Consider the following 21,471-nt stretch of genomic DNA (forward strand, 5'->3'; position numbering starts at 1 on the left):
GTCGTGGCTCGTGATCCGGTGAAGTCCGCGCGACGGGCGGCGCTGCGCGAGCGGCGCCGCGCCATCGCCGCGTCCCGCGACGTCACGTCCGACGACACGGCCCTCGCCGGGCACGTCGTCGGGCTCGTGGAGTCCCTGGGCCTCGGCCGCGGAGCCGTCGTCACGTCGTACGAGTCCATCCCGGGAGAGCCCCCGACGGGTGCGCTCAACGAGGCGCTGACCGCGCGCGGGATCACCGTGCTCGTCCCGATCACGCTGCCCGACCTGGACCTCGACTGGCACGACTGCGCCGACCCGGCCCGGAACCCCTTGGGCCACGACGCGATCGGCCGCGCCGACCTCGTCCTCGCGCCGGGGCTCGCCGTCGACCGGACCGGGACGCGGATGGGCCAGGGCGGCGGCTGCTACGACCGGGCGCTGCCGCGCCGCGCGCACGGCACCCCCGTCGTCGTCGTCCTCCACCCCGGCGAGCTCGCCGGCGCGGACTACCAGCTCCCCCGAGCCGAGCACGACCAGCCCGTCGACGCGGTCGTGACCGCCGACGGGCTCACCGACCTCGGGCTCAGCCCGTGGCGGTCTCGGGCCGGAGCGTGAGCACCTCGGGGTCGGTCTCGCGGACGGCGGCCTCGGTGAACGGCCACGGTCGCTGGACCCCCGAGACCCAGTCCTCGGCCTGGTCGGAGTAGTGGTCCGACGCCGGGTGCCCGCTCGTCCCGGTCTGGTTGACCCACGTGGAGGCGTCGAGGTCGGCGAGGTCGACGACCATCCGCATCGAGGGCGCCGCCGTGACGCCGTAGCCCTCGCTGGTGTCCCACGCGTTGGCGTTGACGATCGCCGAGCCACCGGGCAGGTCGTACGGGCCGTCGTTGACGAGCCAGCGGACCGGGCCGGGCACCGTGGGCCCGCCCAGCACGCGGTGCTCGAGGCTGACCCGGTGCAGCTTGCCCCACTGCCAGCTGCCCGGGTCCTTGCCGAGCTCGCGGGTCAGCTCGAGGCGGGCCTCCACGAGGGCGCGGCGCAGGATCTCGTTCTTGCCCTCGGTGACGTTGGGGGTCAGCTTGTCGTCCCACCACGCGCTCTTCTCGTCCTCGAGGAGCCGCTGCACGGCCGAGCGGTACCGCCCGCCACCGTCGGCCTTGAGACCGGCCGGCAGCTCGTCGTCGAAGAGCAGCTCGATGAGGTTGCGCCACACCGCGTTGTAGTACGCCGCCGCAGCCCCGGCCTCGGCGTCGCCCGAGGGCGTCGTGGCGTCCCAGCCCCGCAGCAGCTCGCGAGCCTCGCGGGTGAACTCGAGCAGGCCCTCGGTGTCGGGGTCGGTCTCGCTCGCCTCCAGCGGGAGGGCGAGCAGCGCCTGCACGAGGACCGGGGCGAACCCGTCGCGCGAGTCGAGCTGGATCGCGCGCATGTCATCCGGGCTGACCTCGTCGAGCTCGGCGAGCCGCTGCGCGATGCGGGTGGCGCGCCATCCGCGGTCCCAGTCGGTGGTGAGGAAGGGGCGCGGCCCGGCGGTGACGGCCTGGTTCGCGGTGACGATGACGCCGTCCGGGGGGTCGAGGACCCACGGGAGGTCGCCGACGTCGACGAAGCCCTGCCAGTCGTAGCGCGAGTCCCAGCCCGGGGCGGGCCAGTACCCGGCCGGCGCCCGTGGGATCGCGGCCCGCCGGATCGGCACCTGGCCCGGGGCCTGGTAGCCGATGTGCCCCTCGCGGTCGGCATAGACGATGTTCTGCGCGGGGACCGCGAACAGCCGTGCGGCCTCGCGGAACTGCTCGAAGTCGGTGGCGAGGTTGAGGCCGAGGATGGCGTCGGCGGTGCGCGCCGGCGTCAGGGCCGTCCACGCGAGGGAGAGGGCGTAGCTCTCGGACTCGTCGCCCTCCTGCTCGGTCGGGGCGCGCCCGCCGGCATCGCTCGCCGCCTCCACGACGTCGGACATGACCGGCCCGTGGACCGTGGAGCGCACCGTGATCCGCTGGTCGGCGCCGCCGCGGATGCGGATCGTCTCCTCGCGGGTCGTCACCTCCTCCCACTGGCCGTCGCGCAGGTAGGTGTCGCCGACGATGCGCTCGAGGTAGAAGTCGGTGACGTCGGGACCGAGGTTGGTGAACCCCCAGGCGATGGTGCCGTTGTGCCCGATGATGACGCCCGGCACGCCCGCGAACGAGAAGCCGCTGACGTCGAGGGGGCACGACGGGGACACCGAGCGGCAGTGGAGGCTGTTCTGGATCCAGATGCCGGGCTGGCCGACACCGAGGTGGGGGTCGTTGGCGAGCAGCGGCTTCCCGGTCGTGGTGCGCGCCCCGGAGACCACCCACGAGTTCGAGCCGATCCCCTCGCCGCGCCCGAGGAGCTCGGGCACGGCGTCGAGCGCCGCCTGGGCCGCGGCGTACGCGGCGTCGGCGCCGGAGGACGTCAGCCGGGCGTCGGCCGGGGCGCCCGGGGAGGCGGTGAGGGCCGACGGGAGCGCCGAGCTCGTCACGCCCGAGTCGACCGGTGGCGACCACTCGTCCGAGGAGAGGACCGGCGGGTTCTGGGCGGTGTCGTACGGCGGGTAGAGCTGGGCGATCTGCGCCGGTGACAGCCGGCCGGTGAGCCGGGCGCGGATGAGCTCGTCGTCGTAGTTTCCCTTGAGGTCCCAGGCCATCGCCTTGAGCCAGGTGAGGCTGTCGAGCGGGGTCCACTCCTCGATCTCGATGTCCGGCAGGGTCAGGCCGAGGACGGCGTACTCGACGGCCGTCTCGCCCTGGCTGCGCCCGCGCAGGTACGTGTTGACCCCGTCGGCGTAGGACTGGAGCACCTGGCGGGTCTGCGGGTCGAGGGTGGGCAGCTCGGCCTCCGCGACGCGCCGCCAGCCCATCGTGCGGATCACCTTGTCGGCATCCAGGCCCGGGGCGCCGACGAGCTCGGCGAGACGGCCCGCGGTCACGTGCCGACGCAGGTCCATCTCGAAGAACCGCTCCTGCGCGTGGACGTACCCCTGGGCGCGGGCGAGGTCGGTGAGGCTGTCGCCGTACAGGTGCGGCACGCCGCTCTGGTCGCGCATCACCGTGACCGTGCCACCCAGCCCGGGGAGGGTCGCCTCACCCTCGGTCCGGGGCAGTGCCTCACGCACGGCGGACACGACGACGAACCCCGCCACGAGTGCCGCGACGACGACGAGGGCGAGGAGTCCCAAAAGGACCCGACGGACGACGGCGACTCGACTCACCCTGCGAGACTAGGACACCGGAGAACGACGACACGAGGACGGGCCGTGCGACAGACCGTGACGCTGCCGTGGGCGGACGGCGGTGCCACGACGGGCTTCACCCTCGACGACCTCACGCTCGCACTGCTGCTCGGCAGCCTGGTCCTCGTCCTCGCGGTGGCGGCCGTGCGGCTGTCGGTGCGGTCGGGCCTGCCGACCCTGCTCATCTACCTCGGGATCGGCCTCGTCCTCGGCGAGTCGGGCTTCGGCATCCGGTACGACTCCGAGCAGCTGACCCAGGTCCTCGGGTACACGGCCCTCGTCATCATCCTCGTCGAGGGCGGGGTGACGACCCGCTGGTCGAGCATCCGCCCCTCGGTGGGACCGGCGGCCGTCCTCGCGACGGTCGGCGTCGGGGTCTCGGTGGTCGTCGTCGGCGTCGTCGCGCGGTTCGTCCTCGGGTGGTCGTGGGAGATCGCCTTCCTCGTCGCGGCCGTGCTCGCCTCGACCGATGCCGCCGCCGTCTTCTCCGTGCTCCGCCGGGTTCCGCTGCCCCGCAACATCTCCGGGATGCTCGAGGCCGAGTCGGGTTTCAACGACGCGCCCGTGGTGCTGCTCGTCACGGCCCTCGCCGCGGCACTGGCGCCCGGCGCCGAGGGCCAGCCGTGGTGGCTCGTGGCCGTCGTCGCGGTCGGCGAGCTCGCCGGAGGGACCGTCGTGGGCCTGGCCGTCGGATGGGTGGGGGCGCGGGTGCTGCGGGCCGTCGCGTCGTCCTCGTCGGCGCTCTTCGCGATCGGGGTGATCGCCGTCGCGGTCCTCGCCTACGCGGCAGCGGACGCCCTCCACCTGTCGGGGTTCATCGCCTGTTACCTCGCCGCGCTCGTCCTCGGCAACCTCCCGCTGCCGCACCGTGCCGCCGTCGTGGGCTTCGCGTCCGCGATGGGCTGGATCGCCCAGATCGGCCTCTTCGTCCTCCTCGGGCTCCTCGCCTCGCCGTCGAACTTCCCCGCGGTCGTCGTGCCCGCCCTCGTCGTCGGCACCGCGCTGCTGCTCTTCGGGCGCCCGTTGTCCGTGCTCGCGTCGTGCGCGCCCTTCCGGATGTCGTGGCGGGTGCAGGCGTTCCTGTCGTGGGCGGGGCTGCGCGGCGCCGTCCCGGTCGTCCTCGCGACCGTCCCGGTGACGATGGGGGCCCAGGGCGTCGACTGGATCTTCGACCTCGTCTTCGTCCTCGTCGTCGTCTTCACCTTCGTGCAGGCGCCGACCCTTCCGTGGGTGGCCCGACGCCTCGGGCTGGCCGTGGTCCACCACCAGGTGGCGCTCAACGTCGAGACGACCCCGCTCGAGGAGCTCGGCGCCGAGCTGCTCGAGGTGCAGGTCGGGCCCGGGTCGAAGGTGGCGGGCGTGCGGGTCTTCGAGCTGCGCCTGCCCGGGGGCGCCAACGTCGCGCTCGTCGTCCGCGAGGGACACTCGTTCGTGCCGCGCGAGGGCGACGTCCTGCGCGTCGGGGACCGGCTGCTCGTCGTCGCGCCCACCGCGCTGCGCGAGACGGTCGAGAAGCGGCTGCGCTCGGTGAGCCGCGGCGGGCGGCTCGCCGGCTGGGGCCGGTCGTAGCCCCTGGCGGCGCGCGGAACGGAGCGGGTGCGCTCCTCCCTTATCCTTGAGGCCGACGTCGTCGCCGGTGGGGCCCACGGGCCGTGGGCGACGACGACCCCGCAGAACCCGTCAGGAGGACAGCCGTGCCGACGTACGCCTACGCGTGCACCGAGTGCGACCACCGCTTCGAGGTCGTCCAGTCGTTCAGCGACGACTCCCTCACCGTGTGCCCCGAGTGCCAGGGGCGCCTGCGCAAGCTCTTCAACGCCGTGGGCATCGTCTTCAAGGGCGGCGGCTTCTACCGCACCGACAGCCGTTCGGGCTCCTCGGCGACCGGCTCGTCCGGGGCGTCGTCGGGCTCCTCCTCCGAGGGCTCCTCCCCGTCCGAGGGCTCCTCCTCGTCCGGGGGCTCCTCGTCGTCGGGGTCGGGCGCCGGCTCGGGGTCGTCGAACGGCTCGTCGTCCACAGGGGCGACCCCCGCCGCGGCCTCGTCCACAGCCTCCGGCTGACCCTCCCGCGAGCGCTCGGCGGCACCTAGCGTCGTCGCCATGGACCTGCCCGAGCTCCCCCTCCCCGGCCTCACCGGCCGCGGTCGGCGGGCCCGTTGGCGCCGGTCGGTCCTGCGCCGCGTCGCCGCGGCCGTCCTGGCCGCGGGGGCCGTCCTCCTCGTCGTCGTCGAGCTCCGGCCCCCGCCCGAGGCCCGGCAGTCCGTCGTCGTCGCCGCGCGGGCCCTCGACGCCGGCACCGTCCTCACCGCCGCCGACGTCGTCGCGCGACCCGTCGCCCGCTCCGCCGTGCAGCCCGGGGCGCTGTCCTCCGTCGCCCAGGCCGCGGGTCGCCGGCTCGTCGCGGGCCTGGCCCCCGAGGAGGCCCTCACCCGCACGCGGCTCGTCCCTCGCGGCCCCGCTGAGGGGCTGTCCGAGGGGCGGGTCGCCCTCCACGTCGTCGCCGCCGACCCCGCCTCGGTCGACCTGCTCCTCCCCGGCTCGCGGGTGCGGGTCTACCCCGCCGCGGGCGGCACGGTGCTCGTGCGGGCGGCCCTCGTCCTCGCCGCCGACCCCGCCCCACCCCCCGACGACCTCGGCCGGACGCCGCCGGTGCGGGGCGTCGTCATCGCCCTCTCCGAGGACGAGGCCGACACCGTCGTCGCCGGGCACGGCGGCCTCGAGGGCCCCGTCACCGTCGGCCTGCTCGCCGTGCCACCCTGACGACCGCCCGGGCCGCGGGGTTTGCCGCCGCCGCGGTTCCCCTAGGCTGGCGGAGGTCGGGGGATCCCGCCCCGTCCGGACCAGAAGTCGAGCCAGAGCTTCCAGGAGGACACCATGAAGGGCTTCAAGGAATTCGTGCTGCGCGGCAACCTCGTCGAGCTCGCGGTCGCGTTCATCATCGGCGCCGCGTTCGCGACCGTCGTCAAGGCGTTCACCGACGTCGTCATCGAGGCGCTCGCCAAGGCCGGGGGCGCTCCGAGCTTCAACGACTGGAAGCCGGGCGGCTTCGACACGGTGGGTCCGTTCCTCACCGCCCTCGTCGCCTTCCTCCTCATGGCGTTCATCGTCTACTTCTTCGTCGTCAAGCCCTACGAGACCGCCAAGGCCCGGTTCTTCCCCGCCGAGCCGGAGGCCGAGACCATCGACCCGAACACCGAGCTGCTCCGCGAGATCCGCGACGAGCTGCGCGCGCCCCGCGGCTGAGCACCCCTCGCGGCCCTCGCGCCGCCTGGTCCCGGGCCCGCTCCGACTCCGGTCGGCGGGCCCGTCGCCGTCTCACCCCCAGTGCGGTGGGCGCTGCTCGCGCAGCCAGCGGTCGTGGGCGTCCTCGCCCTCCGGTCCGGCGGGTCGAGGGGCCACGGTGTCGGGGCTGTCGTCGGCGTCCGGGTTCGTGCCGGCCCGGCGGGCCCGGCGCCTGCTGCGCTTGGGGCCGAGGTCGCGCATCTCGCGCTCGGGCTGGCCGGGCGACTCGAAGGAGAGGTCCACGGGCTCGAGCAGGGCCGGCGGGACGGTCGGCCGCTGCTCCGGCGGCACCGTGGGGTCGTCCAGGACCTCCGGCTCGTCGGGGACCTCGGGCTCGTCGGGTCGCTCAGTCACCGGGCGCCTCGCGCAGGCCCAGGGTGTCGAGGATCCGCGAGACGTCGCGGGCGGGGTCGCGGAAGACGTCGGTCGACCACACGCGCAGGTGCCGCCAGCCGAGCCGCTCGAGCTGCTCGGCCCTCAGCCGGTCGCGGTCGCGGACGGTGCGCATCGCCGCGTACTGCGGGCCGTCGGACTCCACGGCCAGCAGCAGGTGCCCCGGCCGCCTCGGGTCCTCGACGGCGAGGTCGACGGGGTCGGCCGACGACCCGAGCCCTTCCCGGACCACGAGCCCCTCGGCGCGCAGCCGCCGGGCGAGGTCGGCGAGGACGACCGACCGCACCGGTCCCGCGCCCTCCGGCGAACCATCCCCGGCTGCCGAACCGGCGACGGCGGCACCGCCGGGCGGCTCCCCCGCCGCCCGGCCCGGGAGACCCTGACCGGCGGCGTAGGCGAGGAAGTCGCGGAGCATGACGGCTCCGCGGGCGCGCAGTCGTTCGGGGTCCAGGTCGCCCGCCGCGATCGACGACACGACCGTCATCGAGCGCCGGGCCCGGGTGATCGCGACGTTGAGGCGCCGCTCCCCGCCCTCGGTGTTGAGCGGTCCGAACCGGTGGAGCACCCGGCCGTGGGGGGTCTTGCCGTAGCCGATGGTCAGCAGGACGTCGTCGCGCTCGTCGCCCTGGACCCGTTCGAGGTTCTTGACGAAGAACGGCTCGGGGCGGTCCTCGTCGAAGAAGGCGGTGAGCGCGGGGTCGTCCTCGAGCCCGGCGAGGGCGCGGCGCAGCGCCGCCTCGACCCGCTGGGCGTGCGTGATGCCGAGCGCGATGACGCCGAGGGACCGCTCGGGCCGGGTGCGCGCGTGGTCGAGGACGAGCTCGACGACCCGGTCGACCTCGGTGGTCGTCGACTCGACGGCGGCCTCACCCTCGCCGACCACGCCGTGGCCGTCGACGAGGACGTGGCGCACGACGGGGTCGGTCCCGGTGCCCGGGAAGGTGACGAGCGAGCCCCCGTACACCTCCGCGTTGGCGAAGGCGATGAGGCGCTCGTCGAGCGATCGGTAGTGCCAGCGCAGCCGCCGTGCGGGGAGGGCGGCGGCGAGGACGTCGAGGATCGACTCGACCCCCTCGGTGAGCGCGTCGTCCGCGCCGACCGCGCCCTCGCCGTCGGTCGCGGTCGTGAAGAAGGAGGTCGGCGGCAGCTGGCGCGAGTCGCCCGCGACGACGACCTGTCGGGCCCGTGACACCGCCGACACCGCCTCGGCGGGCGGGATCTGCGAGGCCTCGTCGAAGACGACGACGTCGAACCACGTACCCGGCGGGAGGACCGAGGCGACGACGAGCGGGCTCATGACCCAGCACGGCCGCACCGCCGTGACGAGCTCGGGCGCGCGCGTCACGAGGTCGCGCAGCGGGGTCAGGCGCCGGGCACGGGCCGCCTCGGCCCGCAGGAGGGACTCCTGCTCGGGGTGGTCGGCCACGACCTCGCCGACGTGCACCGCCACGGCGTCGAGGACGCGGGTCGCGTTCTCGGACAGGACCGCCCGGTCGGCCTCGGCGAAGTCGGCGACGCTGCGGGTCAGGGCCCGACCGTCGTGGGCGGCCACCTGCGGGTCCCGCGTCGCGACCTCCTCGGCGATCGAGCACCACCACACCCACTCGACCTCGGGGCGCACGGACTCGGCGGGTACGCCGCGGCCGCGGAGGTCGTCGACCAGCGGCCGCAGCCCGGCGGCCTCGAGCTCGTCGAGGGCACCCCGCACGGCCGGCGCGACGCCGACCCGTCCGGCGCTCGCGGCCAGCTGCTCGACCCGGGACCGCAGGGTCGGCACGTCGAGGTCGAGCAGGCTGCGGCCGTCCTCGCCCTCGGCGCGGGCGAGCCGGACGTCGAGCCACTCGAGGTCGTCGACGAGCTCGGCGTGGGCGGCTCGTGCCCGGTCCAGCTCGACGGGGATCTCCGGGCGCCCCCCGGACCCGGCGAGCTGGCGCCACGCGATGCGCTGTTCGCTCGCGGCGCCGAGCGCCGCGTGCAGGTCGGCCGGCGGCCGCCCCGGGCGGAGCAGCCCGCGCGCCTGGCGCCGCAGCCTCCAGCGCTCGAGGAACCCGAGGTCGACCCCCACCTCGCGGCGGTACGCGGACGACCCGGTGGCCGCGACGAGGTCGGCCAGGGGGATGTCGAAGACCTCGGGGCGGAACGTCTCGAGGGTGTCGCGGACCTCGCCGACCGTCGAGAGCACGTGACCCCAGTCGCGGGTGGTCGGGGCCTCGGGGAGGTGGATGCCGCGGAAGACGTCGACGAGGGTGCGCGAGGTGCCCTCGACCCGCTCGCCCGCGAGGCGCTCGGCCCGGCACCGCGCCTCGGCCGCGGTGTCGGCGTCGGGGAGGTCCGCCCCGAACCACGGGTCGTCGCGCCCGGCACCGTCCCAGTCGGCGAGGGAGGCGAGGTCGGTCGTCACCGTCGCAGCCCGCCCGAGGGCGTCGCGGTCGAGCCGCCTGAGGACGACGTCGCGCAGCCGCACCCGGGACCGCGGCGGTGTCGGCAGTGCGGCGAAGGCGCTCACGGCCTCCTGCACGTCGTGGAGCGAGACGCCCCACGGCTCGCGGACGGCGTGCAGCGCACGCACGTGGTCGGCGAGGCGGACGGCCGCGACGCTGCGGGCGTCGGACGGTCGCGTGACGCGCGCAGCGGCTCCGGCATCGCGGCCCCGACGGTCGCGCGGGAGCGCGGGAACGCCGGCCGCCCCCGGACCCGCGCCGGCGCCCGAGAGCCGGTCGAGCCCGTCGGCGAGCTCGCGCGCGACCCGGCGCCGACCCTGGGCCCCGGCGTGCAGGTCGAGGACGAGGTCGGAGAGTCCCACGCGGTCGAGACGCCCGACGACGGCGTCGATGGCCGCGCGCTTCTCGGCGACGAAGAGCACCCGCTTGCCGTCTGCGGCGAGGGCGGCGATGAGGTTGGCGATCGTCTGCGACTTGCCGGTGCCGGGCGGCCCGTGGACCACGAGGTGCGAGCCGGACCGCACCGCCTCGACCGCCTCGTGCTGGCTGCTGTCGGCGTCGAGGACGAGGACGTCGCGCCCGGGGTCGTCGAGGTGCAGCCGCGCGGGGTCGAGCTCGGACCGGATCGCGCGCAGCGCGTCGGGGTCGCCGGCGAGCGCCGCGACGACGTCGTGGTCGGCGAGGTGGTCGCCCTGGGCCGCGAGGTCGGCGACCATCGGCAGCTTGGCGTAGGAGAAGGTGCCGAGGACGAGCCGCGGGTCGATCGAGAAGTCGGGCACGCGGGCGCACGCCTGGGCCAGGGCGGCGTACACGGGGTAGGGGTCGACGGTGCCGTCGCCGGACGCGAGCGCCTCGAGCGCGTCGTCGTCGACGGTGATCCCCTGCTCGGAGGCGAGGTAGTGGGCGAGCACCGGGTTCAGCTCGACGTCGCGGCCGAGGTCGAGGACGTGGTCGCCCTGCGCCGCACCGGTGGAGCGCAGGGTGCACGAGCGCAGCAGGACCGGCGCGGCCGGCGGTCGGGGGGCGGTGCGCCCGTCGGGGAGGGTGACGGTCCACGTCGCCATCCCGATGGCGAGGAAGCAGGTGAGGATGCCGCGCTCCTCCTTGAGCTCGCGGCTCTTGGCGGCGATGGCCCGGGCCCGGCGGCGGGCGTCGTCGAGGGCCGCGGGCTCGCGGAACAGGTCGGACAGGCGGGTGGGGCGGCCCGTCATCAGCATGGCGACCCCACCGGGATGGGCGGTGCGCAGGTCGAGGGTGCCGGTCGGGAGGTCGCGGTACCAGAGGAGGGTGTTGCGGCCGCCGAGGTCGACGAGGTGGCGCGTCCAGGCGGCACGTGCCGTGGCGACCCGGTCGCCGCGCGGGTCGGCGGGCGCCTCCTCGACCACCGCGGCGGGCGGCTCCGTGGTCGCCCCGCCGGGGGTGTCCGCGTCGCGCGCCCGTGCCGTCTCACTCACCTCAGCAGGCTAACAACGCGGCGGCGCCCCGCCGGTCAGGCGGGCTGGCCAGTCCGCGGTCGGGCGAGCGCCGCCGCGAGCCCGATGACGACCGCCACCGCGAGGGCGCCCAGGGACAGCGCGCGGTAGCCGGACGCCTCGACGACGACACCGGCGAGCGCACCCCCGCCGGCGGCCACGAGCGACATCACGAGGTCGCTGGACCCCTGGGCCGAGGGACGCTCCGCGACCGGCACCGCCCCGGTGAGCAGGGCCGACCCCGACACGAGCGTGCACGACCACCCGAGCCCGAGGAGGAAGAGCCCGGCGAGCAGCGTCGGGGAGTGCCCCTCGGGCGAGACCGACGCGAGGACCGTGGCCGAGGAGAGCACGACCGACCCGGCGAGGGCGACCGCGCGGCCTCCGAAGCGGTCCACGGCGATGCCGGTGAGCGGGGAGAACGCGAACATCCCGAGGATGTGCATGCTGATGACGAACCCGATGACCTCGAGGTCGGCTGCCCCGTGGGCCATGTGGAGCGGCGTCATCACCATGATGCTCACCATCGTCGCGTGGCCGAGGACGAGGGTGAGCAGACCGAGGCGGGCGTCCGGGATCGCGGCGACGACCCGCAGCCCGTGGAGCATCGACCCGCTGACGGCCGACGCGACGCCGCCGCTCTCGACGTGCCGGCGCCGGGCCTCGAGGAGCGGGTCGGGCCGCAGCCGCAGGACCAGGAGCCCGGCGGCGAGCAGCAGGCCGGCGACCGAGAAGACGAAGGGACCGGCCAGGACCGGGAGCCCGAGGGCGCGGGCCACCGGCTCACCGGGCGTGGCGAGGTTCGGGCCGAGGACGCTGCCGACCGTCGTCGCCCACACGACGAGCGCGAGGTCGCGGGCCCGGCGGTCGGGGGGCGCGAGGTCGGTGGCGGCGTACCGGGCCTGGTTGTTGGCCGTCGTCGCCCCGCCGAAGAGCAGGCTGGCGGCGAGGAGGAGCGTGAAGCTCCCGACCACCGCCGCCACGATGATGCCGACGGCACCGAGCGCCGCGACGAGGTAGGCGAGGACGAGGCCCGCGCGACGTCCCCGGGCGGCCATGACCCGCACGACGGGCACGGCGACGACGGCGGTGCCGAGGACCTGGAAGGTCGAGCCGAGCCCGGCCCACCGGGCCGAGCCGGACACCTCCTCGGCGATGAGCGCGCCGACCGCGATGCCGGCCGCGAGACCGACCCCACCGATCATCTGCGAACCGACGAGGGTGCGGACGACGTGCCGCTGGAGGGGGTCGCGGGCGGTCGTCGTCACGCCGTGGAGCATCCCACGAGCCGCCGGCTGCGTGGCGCCGGCCGGGCCGTCACCGGCGGACGCGCGTCATCCGCCACTCGTTGTGGTCGTCGACCCGCTCGTACTCGAGCTCGTCGAGCGCCATCCGGGCGAGGGCGAGGCCGCGCCCGTGCTCGGCGTCGTCGCTCGGCAGGACCGCGAGCACCTGCGGCAGCGGCGGGCCACCGTCGGAGAGGAGCCCGTGCAGCTTGTCGGGCGCGACGTCGAGGGTGAACGAGTAGTGGACGGTGCCAGGCGGGCGAGCGTGCTCGACGACGTTGTTGGCGATCTCGATGACGGCCGTCTCGAAGAGCATGAGGTCGGTGCGCTCGACGTCGGGGTGCTCCTCGCGGACCCGGTCGAGCAGGTCGTGGAGCAGCTCGAGCGTCTCGGGGACGGCGAGCGTGTCGACCCGGTAGTCACCAGCCATGGAGGGCGTCCTCCAGGCGCTCGAAGGGCTGGAGGATGCGGTCGAGGTTGGTGAGCGCGAGCACCATCCGCACCTGCTCCTGCGGCTCGGCGATCCGCAGGTCACCGCCCGCCTGACGGGTGCGCTTGAGGCCGGCGACGAGCGCCCCGAGGCCGGAGCTGTCGACGAACGTCGTCTCGCCGAGGTCGACGACCACGTGCACCGTCCCGGCCTCGACGGCCTCGTCGATCGCGTTCTTCAGGGCGGGGGCGGCGACCATCGTGAGCCTCCCGTCGCAGCGGAGCACGGTGGCGTCCTGGACGGTCGAGCTGTGCACCTGCATCACGTGAGGGTCTCCTTCGAGGGGCTGTCGGTGTCGGGCCCCCGGTACAGGGCCGCCTTCCAGATGACGCTGAGGACCACGATGTCGTAGGCGATCCACGCCGTGTTGACACCGGTGCCGATGACGCTGTCGGCCGTGCCGAGCCAGAGGCGCGTGATGCCGATGACGACGGCGAGGACGAGCAGCACGGCGGTGACGAGCTGCGGCGCCACGAGGCGCCAGGGGAAGCTGGTCCGCTCGCTCCTCGTCTTCGGGGTGACGACGAAGCCGAGCGAACGCTTGAACCACACGTTGGCGGCGGCGGTCCAGCAGGCCCGGATCCACAGGGGGAACAGGGCGAGGCTGTACTGGTGGCCACGCCACGTCTTCCTGCCGTAGCCGACGACGAGGAACAGCAGCTGGTTCACGAGCATGTACGGCACGAAGAACGACAGGAAGGTCAGGCCGTACGCCTTGACCGGCAGGACGCCGAAGACGAGGTAGACGAACGGTGCGGTGAGGAAGACGACCGCGGCGAAGCCGGACAGGTAGCTCCACATCGTCGAGAAGTACATGAGGCGCTGCGGCACGGTGAGGCCGCGCTGGACGAGCGGGTTCTCCTTGAGCATCACCTGCAGGGTGCCCTGGGCCCAGCGCAGCCGCTGCTGGAGCATCGTGCCGAGGTCGTCCGGGGCGAGGCCCTTGGCGAGCACCTCGTGGTGGTAGACCGAGCGCCAGCCGAGCCCGTGCAGGCGCATGCAGGTCGCCATGTCCTCGGTGACCGAGAGGGTCGCCATCGGCATCATCGGCTGGGCCTCGTCGGAGCGGTCGACGTCCACGGCCTGGACGAGCTGGCGCACCGACTCCAGGGCCCCGAGCGGCGACATCTCCCGGGAGGCGAGGCGCGCCATCGCCGCGTCGTCGACGACGAGGGCGCCGAGCTCGACGTCGTACTGCGGGACGTCGCGCAGGGCGCCGATCTCCTCGAGGTCGGCGCGGATGGCGGCGAGGTCCTCGTCGACGATGCCGCGCGCGGCGGCGTCGACCCGCTGCTGGAACCCGTAGGTGACCTCGGACACCGGCATCCCGACGGCGAGGTCGGCCCGGGCCGCGTCGGCGGCGGCCCGCACCTCGCGGACGGCGGCCACGGCGGCCGGCCCGTGCTCGACGGCGTGGCGCTCTGCCTTGGCGAGCAGGCGGCTCGAGGTGCGCAGCGCGTCGGCGACGGCGTACTCGACCTCGCGGACGTACCCGACGATGCCGAGCTGCATGAGGGCCTCGCGGCGCAGGATCGCGTTGGACCCGCAGAAGAAGGCGGCGTTCCACCCGTCCTTGCCCTGCTGGATCGGCCCGTAGAACAGGGGCGCCTGGCTGCCGAGCGGGTCGGACTCGGTGACGTTCGTGAAGAACTGCGGCGTCTGCACGAGGGCGACCTCGGGGTCCTGGAACCAGCCGAGGGTGCGGTCGAGGATCTCGGGCTCGGGGATCTGGTCGGCGTCGAGGACGAGCATGAACTCGCCCTGCGTCGCGAAGAGCGCGTTGTTGAGGTTGCCGGCCTTGGCGTGGCGGGGGCGGTCGGCCCAGTCGTCGGTGCGCGTGATGTAGCCGACGCCGAGCTCGGCGGCGGCGGCGCGCATCTCGGCGCGGTCGCCGTCGTCGAGGATCCACGTCTGGTGCGGGAAGCGGATCTGCTGGGCGGCGCGCGCGGTGGTCGCGACGAGCTCGACGGGCTCGTCGTACGTCGTGATGAAGACGTCGACGGTCTCCTCACCGGTCGCCGGGGGCGCGTCGCCACGGCGTTTGATCCGCCAGACGGTGAGGCCGAAGAGGTAGGCGTCGACGAGCGCGTAGGTCTCGGCGACGACGAGCGGGACCGCGATCCACCAGGTGGGCCAGTTCACCGAGAACAGCCAGCGCCAGCCGACGTAGACGGTTCCGAGGAGGAGGGTGAGGACGACCGTCACCCGGATCACGAGCTGCCGGGTCACGCGGCACTCCGCCTCACGACGACGACCGTGACGTCGTCGCTGGGCCCGCGCTCCTCGGCGAACTCGACGATGCGGTCGACCATGCCCTGCGCGTCCAGGTTCAGCGACTGCAGCTCGACGAGTGCCTCCAGCGCCCCGGACGGGTCGTCGAAGAAGTCGAGGATTCCGTCGCTGACGACGACGAGCGCGTCGCCCTCCTCGAGGACGAAGTCCTTGGCCTCCCACCGGTCCCCGCTCATGGCACCCATCGGCAGGCCGCCGGAGTAGAGGCGGCGCGGGATGCCCTCGGCGGTGACGACGACGGCCAGCCCGTGACCGGCATCGACGAAGTGCCCCTGCCCGGTCTCCGGGTCGACGCGGGCGCCGAACGCCGTGACGAAGGTGCTGGTGTCGCCGAGGTCCTGGTCGAGGTCGTAGGCCGTCCGCGTGAAGGCCTCCTCGATGCTGATGAAGCGCGCGGCGCCGCGCAGGACGGCGCGCACCGAGGAGGCGATGAGGGCGGCGCCGATGCCCTTGCCCATGACGTCGCCGGCGAAGATGTGCAGCGACCCCCGGGCCATGAACCAGTCGTAGAAGTCGCCGCCGACGTGCCGGGCGGTGAGGCAGTGCCCGGCGACGTCGAAGCCGGAGACCTGGACCACCGCGCCGGGGCGCAGCGCCCGCTGGACGAGCGCCGCGCGCTGCATCTCGTTCTCGGTGACGAGCTCGGCCTCGACCCAGTCGGCGAGGGCGCGCAGGAGCCTCAGCTCCGCGTCGCTCATCTCGCGCTCCTCGTAGCCCATGAGGCACAGGGCGCCGACGCGCTGGTCCCCGCTGTGCAGGGGCTGCCCGGCGTAGAACCGCAGCCCCGTGCTCATGAGGTGGTCGTTCGTGTTGAACCGGTCGTCGGCCTTGAGGTCCTCGACGACGGTGGGCTCGTCCTGGCGGATCGTGTAGGTGCACACGGAGTCCGCACGCGGCATCTCGCGGCTGGGGAGCCCCGTGCTGGCCTTGGCCCACAGCCGGTCCTCGTCGACGAAGGTGACGGCGGCGACGGGGACGTGGAAGAGCTCCTTGACCAGCCGGACGAGCCGGTCGTAGCGCTCCTCGCGGGGCGTGTCGAGCACGTGGAGGGAGTCGAGGGCGCGCAGCCGCGCCCTCTCGTCGAGCCGCTCGACGACGTCCTGTCGGGTCAAGGGAGACACACCTTTCCCCCCTGCTGGGGTCACTGTAGGCGGGGGCCGCCGACGAAGGTATGCAGAACCGCCTACGCATCGCGACCCGAGTCGAAGGTTCGGTCCGTCCGGACGAGGGTGGCCGCCGTTCGGCCGAGGCCGCGCGGTGGGTCACGCCGGACCGGGGCAGGTCATCCGGCCCCGCTCGGGGCCGATAACCTGTGGTGGCCCGCGCAGCGTCGTGGGCGCCGCCCTCGTAGCTCAGGGGAAGAGCACTTCTCTCCTAAAGAAGGTGTCGCAGGTTCGAATCCTGCCGGGGGCACCCTGCGAAACCCGCTCTCACCAGCGGGTTTTCGTCGTTTCTGGCCCTGCCTGGCGAGAGTCAGAAGTGGCCATAATGTGGCACGAAATGGCATCCTTATGGCACATATATGGCACAGAATCTGGGGTGACCGCCAGGGCCGCCCACTGCGCCTAGGGGTGTCATGGCTGGGCGAAGCGGGTTCGGAAGCATTCGACAGATGTCGTCGGGACGGTTCCAGGCGCGGTACTACGGGCCGGACCTGCAGTACCACTCGGCACCCAACACGTTCGACACCAAGGGCGACGCGACGGCTTGGCTCATGACCGAGCGGGCCCTCATCTCCCAGCAACGCTGGACACCACCGAAGGTCCGCGACGCGGAGAGCCGCCGAGCGGTCGAGCGTCGCCAGGCCCAGGTCTTCGCGGTGTACGCGGAGCAGTGGCTCGAGGGCAGGGTCACCACGCGCGGGAAGGCGCTGCGCCCGTCGACGGTTGCCGGGTACCGCAACGCCCTCGACGTCCACATCCTCCCGGCGTTCGGCACTCTCTCCCTCGACGAGATCAACAGCGCCGTCGTCCGGCACTGGCGCGGTCAGTTCGCGGTGCGCGGCAACGACTCCGCCGGCGCGAAGGCGTACAGCGTCCTCAAGGCGATCCTCCAGACCGCGGAGGACGACGAGCTGATCACGCGCAACCCGTGCCGGCTCAAGGGCGGAGGGAGCGCCGCCAAGGTTCGCGAGTCGGTGGCCCTCTCCCCGGTCGAGCTCGCCGCGCTCGTCGACGCGATGCCTGATCACTGGCGGGCGCTCACGCTGGCCTCCGGCTGGTGCGGCCTCCGCATCGGCGAGGCCGCAGGGCTTCGCATCGGCGACGTCGACCTCACCACTGGCGCACTCCACATCCGGCAGACCGCGCAGTACGTCGGCCACCCAGCACGCCTCGTCCTCGGACCGCCGAAGTCCGAGCGCGGCATCCGGATCGTCCACATGCCCGACCACGTCACCGAGGCATTGGGGACGTACCTGGGGACGAAAGCAGGGACGAACCCCAAGGACTTCGTCTGGACCCGCAGCGACGGCCAGCCGATCTCGAGGCACACCACCCTCAAGGCGTTCCAGACCGCGACCGCCTCCATCGGCCGAGCCGGCATGGTCTGGCACGACCTCCGCCACACCGCCAACACCCTCGCCGCCGACGCCGGCGCGACCCAGGCAACCCTCCAGGCACGGATGGGCCACGCCGATCCGAAGGTCAGCGCCCTCTACCTCCACACCTCGCAGGCCCGAGACCAGGCCCTCGCGGCCGCACTGAGTCGCATGGCCGACACCAGCTCTGGACGCCGACGCTGACGTCCACGTCCTTGCTCAGATGAACGGGCATACCCCTTTGGTGGAGCAACACGTTGCGCACAGCTGCAGAGCCGAAACGCTGTCAGGGCGCTCGTCGCGAGCACAGCGTGAGTCAGTTCATTCCACCTTCGGACCTCGGTGTTGGCGGCAACAGTTGCGCAACGGGCACACTTGATGGGTGATCCGAAACAGGTCTCTTTCCCCGTCGATGGGCGCGGTGGCTGCAGCAGCAGGTGTCTCCAAGTCCACGGTGTCGCACGTCGTCAACAAGACCCGCACCGTGGCTCCCGAAACCGAGGAAGCGGTGCTCCGCGCGATGGCCCGGCTTGGCTACGTGGGGCCTGGCCACACGGGGTCAGTACCCGATGCCATGACCATCGGAATCGCCATGTCGGCAATGACGAACCCGTACTTCGGGACCGTTGTGCAGGCGATGGATCGGCGAGCCTCGATCGAGGGCTACTCACTCCTTCTGGCGGACACTCACGACGATCCGACCAACGAGGTGCGCGCGATGACGGACCTGCTCCGACGGGGGGTCAGCGGGGTCATCCTGGCTCCGTCGTCAGACCCCACGGCCGCGCTGGCCTACGCAAGCCACAACTCCGTCCCCGTGGTGCTGATCGATCGGCTCCTGTCGATCGGCTTGGACCAAGTGGGGTCCGAGAACGTCGAGGCCACCGCAGGTTTGGTGACACATCTCGGCGGCCACGGTCATCGGCGGTTCTGTTTCGTCTCACCTCGGTCCGGACTGACGACGACGGAAGAGCGCCTCGATGGCTTTCGCCTTGGTCTTCAGCGGCTCGGCGAGGCACAGGCGGCTCCCGTTCTGGCCGGACTGAGCAGTGACGAGCTCGCTACGCAGCTCCGTGATCTCCTGTCACGCAAAGATTCCCCCACCGCCGTGGTGACCGGGAACAACCAGACCACCATCGAGCTGATGAAGGCGTGCCGTCAGCTCGGGGTGTCCATCCCGGCGGACTTGGCGCTGGCGGCCTTCGACGACTTCGAGTGGGCCGACATCTTCCACCCGCGCCTCACGACCGTGGCGCAGGCGACCTCGGCGATCGGGGCGCAGTCCATCGAGCTACTCCTCTCACGGCTGGCCGATTCCTCGATGCCCGCTCGCACGGTGCGCATGGGCACGGCCTTCGTCGCGCGTGAGTCCTGCGGCTGTCCCTGAGGCATCCCTATGCAAGCACCGAGGCGTGAATGCGCCTCACGGCGGACCTTGGATGACTCGCGTGGCAGGCAGCCGAAGCTGGTCGATGAGCCGGGCGTTGCGCTCGTCGGTGCCGAGGACCCATCGTTTGGCGTCCTCGGGTGACTTGCCGAACCGAATGTGACGGTCGATGAGCCGTCGTTGGCGCTCCTCGTCGTCGAGGTGCACGTAGTAGGAGAGGTCCAGCAGGGGGTGGATCTCCCGCCACATGGCGCAGTCGAGCAGCAGGTAGTTGCCTTCGACGACGATGACGGGGGTACTGACGTCGATGGCGATGGCTCCGGCGACCGGTTCCTCGATCTCGCGCCGGAAGTCGGGGGCGTAGATCGTGGGACCGTCACCGAAGTCGCTCTGCGCTCGGATTCGCCGGAGGAGGACGATGAAGCCAGCGACATCGAAGGTGTGAGGCGCTCCCCGTTGGTCGCCCGCACCGAGCTTGGCCGTGAGGTCCGACGACAGGTGCCACCCGTCAAGGGGTACCAGCGCGGCTTGATCCCCCAGCTCCCGGCAGACCTGTGCCGCGAGGGTCGACTTTCCCGAGCCGGGCGCTCCGGCGAAGCCGACGATGACGCGTTCTCCGCGCTCGGCCAACAGGGAGCTGATCTCCGCCGCGAGGGATGTGGCGGATGCCGCGGCCGTCGTCACCGGGGCTCCACGCGAACTCCGAGACGGCGCTCGAGGGCCGTCAGGGTGGCGCGGGCGCCGGTGTCGTGCAGCGACGCCAGTGACTGTCGGTAGGCGCTCGTGAATCGCCCGTTCTCCGCGAGATCTCCGAACAGATCGACGTTCCTGAGGAAAGCAACCGGATCGCGTCGCTGGCGCGCCGCCGCTGACATCACCTCCGCTCTGCGCCGGTCCACGACGAGGATGGGCGCGCCATGCTCGTCAATGCCCTCGGCGTAGCGAGCCCACGAGGCAAGGACCAAGGCCGCGCGGTTGACGGGGCGGCCGGCCGCGAGGTTCTCGTGGATCACCGGGACGACCCACTTCGGGATCCGGTCTGAGGACTCGGCGCACAGACGGGTGAGGGTGTCACGAATATTCGGGTTGGCGAAACGTTCCACCAGCTGTCGGCAGTACCGATCCAGCTCGATCCCCGGCACCGCCGGCAGGGTCGGAGCGGCCTCTGCTTGCATGTAGCCGAGGACGAATCCGGCGAACAGAGGGTCTTGGCAGACCTCGTGGGCATACGTGTACCCAGCGAGCCGTCCGATGTAGCAGAGCGCTTGATGGGAGGCGTTCAACAGCCGCAGCTTCATCAGCTCATACGGTTCGACGTCCTCGACGAGTTGCACGCCAACCTGCTCGAGGTCGGGACGGCCGAGAGGGAAGTCGTCCTCCAGGACCCACTGGGTGAAGGGCTCACAGACGACGGGCCACGCATCTGCGATTCCGATCTCACCAAGGGCCTCGATGTCGGCCGCCGTCGTCACCGGTGTGATGCGGTCCACCATCGAGTTCGGGAAGGACACCTCCGCGCTGATCCACTCCGCCAGGCTCGGGTCGCGGGGGGTGGCGAAACCGACGACGGCCTTGCGCAGAGCGTCGCCATTGCCCGGCAGGTTGTCGCACGAGAGGAGTGTGAACGGCGGGGTGCCATGTGTGCGACGACGGTTCAGCGCCTCGACGAGATATCCGAACACCGTTCTCGGAAAGCCGGTTCGGGTCACGTCCTCGCGCACGACCTGGTCCTCGGGGTCGAAGTCGCCTGTGATCTGGTTCAGGCAGTACCCGCCCTCGGTGATGGTCAGAGACACGATCCGCGTGTCGGGGTGCACCAGCCGGTCGAGAACGGCCTGCGGGTCATCAGGCGCGTAGAGGTACTCGAGCACGGAACCGATGACCCGGATGTCGGTGCGGCCGTCGGGGTGCTTGACCACGAGGGTGTAGAGGCAGTCCTGTCCGGTGAGTGCGTCGCGCATCCGCTCGTCGCCGGGCTGCGTTCCGACGCCCACGATGCCGTACTCGAGGTTGCGCCCGTCATTCATGAGCTCGTCGAGGTACGCCGCGAGGTGGGAGCGGTGGAATCCTCCTACTCCGAAGTGCACCACCCCTGGCCTGACGTCCGAGCGGGCGTAGCGGGGTCGTGACACGACGGGTGGCAGCTCGGAGAGCGTGTCCCACGACAGGGGCATCGCAGTCACAGGACCTCCTCGTGACGTGCGGCGACGTGCGCCGTCACTTGATGGCGCCCATCGACAGGCCACGGACGAGCTGCTTCTGCGCGACCCAGCCGGCGATGATGACCGGGAGGGCGGCGATGGTCGCCGCCGCGGAGAGCACCGCGAGGAACTGTCCGCGGCCGTCGACGAACGAGCCGAGGAACGGCGGGGTCGTGCGGGCGGCGGACGAGGTGAGCAACGTGGCCAGGAAGTACTCGTTCCAGCTGAAGATGAACGTGATGAGCGCCGCCGCAGCGACCCCGGGCAGGACCAGGGGCAGCACAACCCGCACGATCTCGCGGAACAGCCCCGCGCCATCCACCCGCGCCGCTTCGATGATCTCGAACGGGACCTCGAGCAGGAACGAGCGCATCATCCACACGGTGACCGGCAGGTTCACCGCGCCGTAGACGATGGCGAGCATGTAGATGTTGTCCAGCAGGTTCAAGGTCTTGAGGATCAT

At 72.7% G+C, this 21,471-nt stretch carries 18 protein-coding genes and 1 tRNA gene; 8 read left to right on the forward strand and 11 right to left on the reverse strand.

The window, feature by feature from the left end:
• Nucleotides 1–3: 3 nt before the first annotated feature.
• Nucleotides 4–594, forward strand: a complete 591-nt coding sequence (locus ACK8HX_RS17590) for a 5-formyltetrahydrofolate cyclo-ligase (RefSeq protein ID WP_411942021.1) — start codon at nucleotides 4–6, stop codon at nucleotides 592–594.
• Here ACK8HX_RS17590 and ACK8HX_RS17595 read toward each other — a convergent pair.
• Nucleotides 563–3,205 carry a penicillin acylase family protein gene (locus ACK8HX_RS17595; protein ID WP_411942022.1) on the reverse strand — a complete coding sequence of 881 codons (2,643 nt, stop codon included), beginning with the start codon at nucleotides 3,203–3,205 and terminating at the stop codon, nucleotides 563–565. The genes ACK8HX_RS17590 and ACK8HX_RS17595 overlap by 32 nt on opposite strands.
• Nucleotides 3,206–3,250: 45 nt before the next feature.
• On the opposite strand from ACK8HX_RS17595, the gene ACK8HX_RS17600 reads away from it, so the two are divergent.
• The 4 genes from ACK8HX_RS17600 (at nucleotide 3,251) to ACK8HX_RS17615 (ending at nucleotide 6,468) form a co-directional block, all read left to right on the forward strand.
• On the forward strand, nucleotides 3,251–4,795 hold the full coding sequence (locus ACK8HX_RS17600; RefSeq protein WP_411942023.1) for a potassium/proton antiporter: 1,545 nt from the start codon (nucleotides 3,251–3,253) through the stop codon (nucleotides 4,793–4,795).
• Nucleotides 4,796–4,920: 125 nt separating this feature from the next.
• The gene (locus ACK8HX_RS17605; RefSeq protein WP_411942024.1) at nucleotides 4,921–5,286 is read left to right on the forward strand and encodes an FmdB family zinc ribbon protein; all 366 of its coding nucleotides are present in this window, start codon (nucleotides 4,921–4,923) and stop codon (nucleotides 5,284–5,286) included.
• Nucleotides 5,287–5,325: 39 nt separating this feature from the next.
• Nucleotides 5,326–5,985, forward strand: a complete 660-nt coding sequence (locus ACK8HX_RS17610) for an SAF domain-containing protein (protein ID WP_411942025.1) — start codon at nucleotides 5,326–5,328, stop codon at nucleotides 5,983–5,985.
• Nucleotides 5,986–6,099: 114 nt separating this feature from the next.
• Nucleotides 6,100–6,468 carry an MscL family protein gene (locus ACK8HX_RS17615; RefSeq protein ID WP_411942026.1) on the forward strand — a complete coding sequence of 123 codons (369 nt, stop codon included), beginning with the start codon at nucleotides 6,100–6,102 and terminating at the stop codon, nucleotides 6,466–6,468.
• Nucleotides 6,469–6,540: 72 nt separating this feature from the next.
• Here ACK8HX_RS17615 and ACK8HX_RS17620 read toward each other — a convergent pair whose 3' ends face one another.
• Genes ACK8HX_RS17620 through ACK8HX_RS17650 form a run of 7 tightly spaced genes read right to left on the reverse strand, consistent with a single transcriptional unit; the run spans nucleotide 6,541 to nucleotide 15,993 of the window.
• Entirely contained in the window at nucleotides 6,541–6,861 is a 321-nt protein-coding gene (locus tag ACK8HX_RS17620) for a hypothetical protein (protein ID WP_411942027.1), read from the reverse strand.
• On the reverse strand, nucleotides 6,854–10,795 hold the full coding sequence (locus tag ACK8HX_RS17625) for an AAA domain-containing protein (protein WP_411942028.1): 3,942 nt from the start codon (nucleotides 10,793–10,795) through the stop codon (nucleotides 6,854–6,856). Before ACK8HX_RS17625 ends, ACK8HX_RS17620 begins: the two co-directional genes overlap by 8 nt.
• A 35-nt stretch (nucleotides 10,796–10,830) precedes the next feature.
• Nucleotides 10,831–12,081 carry an MFS transporter gene (locus tag ACK8HX_RS17630; RefSeq protein ID WP_411942029.1) on the reverse strand — a complete coding sequence of 417 codons (1,251 nt, stop codon included), beginning with the start codon at nucleotides 12,079–12,081 and terminating at the stop codon, nucleotides 10,831–10,833.
• A 49-nt stretch (nucleotides 12,082–12,130) separates the two neighbouring features.
• A complete protein-coding gene (locus tag ACK8HX_RS17635; protein ID WP_411942030.1) occupies nucleotides 12,131–12,529 on the reverse strand; it encodes an ATP-binding protein in 399 nt (132 codons plus the stop codon).
• Entirely contained in the window at nucleotides 12,519–12,851 is a 333-nt protein-coding gene (locus ACK8HX_RS17640; protein ID WP_411942031.1) for an STAS domain-containing protein, read from the reverse strand. Before ACK8HX_RS17640 ends, ACK8HX_RS17635 begins: the two co-directional genes overlap by 11 nt.
• A complete protein-coding gene (locus tag ACK8HX_RS17645) occupies nucleotides 12,851–14,818 on the reverse strand; it encodes a glycosyltransferase family 2 protein (protein WP_411942032.1) in 1,968 nt (655 codons plus the stop codon). The genes ACK8HX_RS17640 and ACK8HX_RS17645 overlap by 1 nt, the downstream gene beginning before the upstream one ends.
• Nucleotides 14,815–15,993: a PP2C family protein-serine/threonine phosphatase gene (locus tag ACK8HX_RS17650; RefSeq protein ID WP_411942033.1), complete on the reverse strand. Its 1,179-nt coding sequence runs from the start codon at nucleotides 15,991–15,993 to the stop codon at nucleotides 14,815–14,817. Before ACK8HX_RS17650 ends, ACK8HX_RS17645 begins: the two co-directional genes overlap by 4 nt.
• Before the next feature lie 229 nt (nucleotides 15,994–16,222).
• Here ACK8HX_RS17650 and ACK8HX_RS17655 point away from each other — a divergent pair.
• The 3 genes from ACK8HX_RS17655 (at nucleotide 16,223) to ACK8HX_RS17665 (ending at nucleotide 18,807) form a co-directional block, all read left to right on the forward strand.
• A tRNA-Arg gene (locus tag ACK8HX_RS17655) sits at nucleotides 16,223–16,294 on the forward strand.
• Between the two features lie 199 nt (nucleotides 16,295–16,493).
• Nucleotides 16,494–17,624 carry a tyrosine-type recombinase/integrase gene (locus ACK8HX_RS17660; protein ID WP_411942034.1) on the forward strand — a complete coding sequence of 377 codons (1,131 nt, stop codon included), beginning with the start codon at nucleotides 16,494–16,496 and terminating at the stop codon, nucleotides 17,622–17,624.
• A 178-nt stretch (nucleotides 17,625–17,802) separates the two neighbouring features.
• Complete coding sequence (locus ACK8HX_RS17665; protein ID WP_411942035.1) at nucleotides 17,803–18,807, forward strand: LacI family DNA-binding transcriptional regulator; 1,005 nt, start codon at nucleotides 17,803–17,805, stop codon at nucleotides 18,805–18,807.
• 36 nt (nucleotides 18,808–18,843) lie between these two features.
• Here ACK8HX_RS17665 and ACK8HX_RS17670 read toward each other — a convergent pair whose 3' ends face one another.
• The 3 genes from ACK8HX_RS17670 to ACK8HX_RS17680 form a co-directional block, all read right to left on the reverse strand.
• On the reverse strand, nucleotides 18,844–19,491 hold the full coding sequence (locus ACK8HX_RS17670; protein WP_411942036.1) for a nucleoside/nucleotide kinase family protein: 648 nt from the start codon (nucleotides 19,489–19,491) through the stop codon (nucleotides 18,844–18,846).
• Entirely contained in the window at nucleotides 19,488–20,981 is a 1,494-nt protein-coding gene (locus ACK8HX_RS17675; RefSeq protein WP_411942037.1) for a mannitol dehydrogenase family protein, read from the reverse strand. The genes ACK8HX_RS17670 and ACK8HX_RS17675 overlap by 4 nt, the downstream gene beginning before the upstream one ends.
• A gap of 43 nt (nucleotides 20,982–21,024) precedes the next feature.
• Nucleotides 21,025–21,471: carbohydrate ABC transporter permease (locus ACK8HX_RS17680; RefSeq protein ID WP_411939899.1), on the reverse strand; the 447-nt coding region annotated here is incomplete at its 5' end.

Source organism: Oryzobacter faecalis (assembly GCF_046764005.1).
In the GTDB taxonomy this organism is placed as follows: Bacteria; Actinomycetota; Actinomycetes; order Actinomycetales; family Dermatophilaceae; genus Oryzobacter; species Oryzobacter faecalis.

Coding starts and splice junctions, on each gene's coding strand:
- ACK8HX_RS17615 (WP_411942026.1), top strand. CDS start 6,100: ATGAAGGGCTTCAAGGAATTCGTGCTGCGCGGCAACCTCGTCGAGCTC.
- ACK8HX_RS17610 (WP_411942025.1), top strand. CDS start 5,326: ATGGACCTGCCCGAGCTCCCCCTCCCCGGCCTCACCGGCCGCGGTCGG.
- ACK8HX_RS17675 (WP_411942037.1), bottom strand. CDS start 20,981: ATGCCCCTGTCGTGGGACACGCTCTCCGAGCTGCCACCCGTCGTGTCA.
- ACK8HX_RS17640 (WP_411942031.1), bottom strand. CDS start 12,851: ATGCAGGTGCACAGCTCGACCGTCCAGGACGCCACCGTGCTCCGCTGC.
- ACK8HX_RS17660 (WP_411942034.1), top strand. CDS start 16,494: ATGTCGTCGGGACGGTTCCAGGCGCGGTACTACGGGCCGGACCTGCAG.
- ACK8HX_RS17635 (WP_411942030.1), bottom strand. CDS start 12,529: ATGGCTGGTGACTACCGGGTCGACACGCTCGCCGTCCCCGAGACGCTC.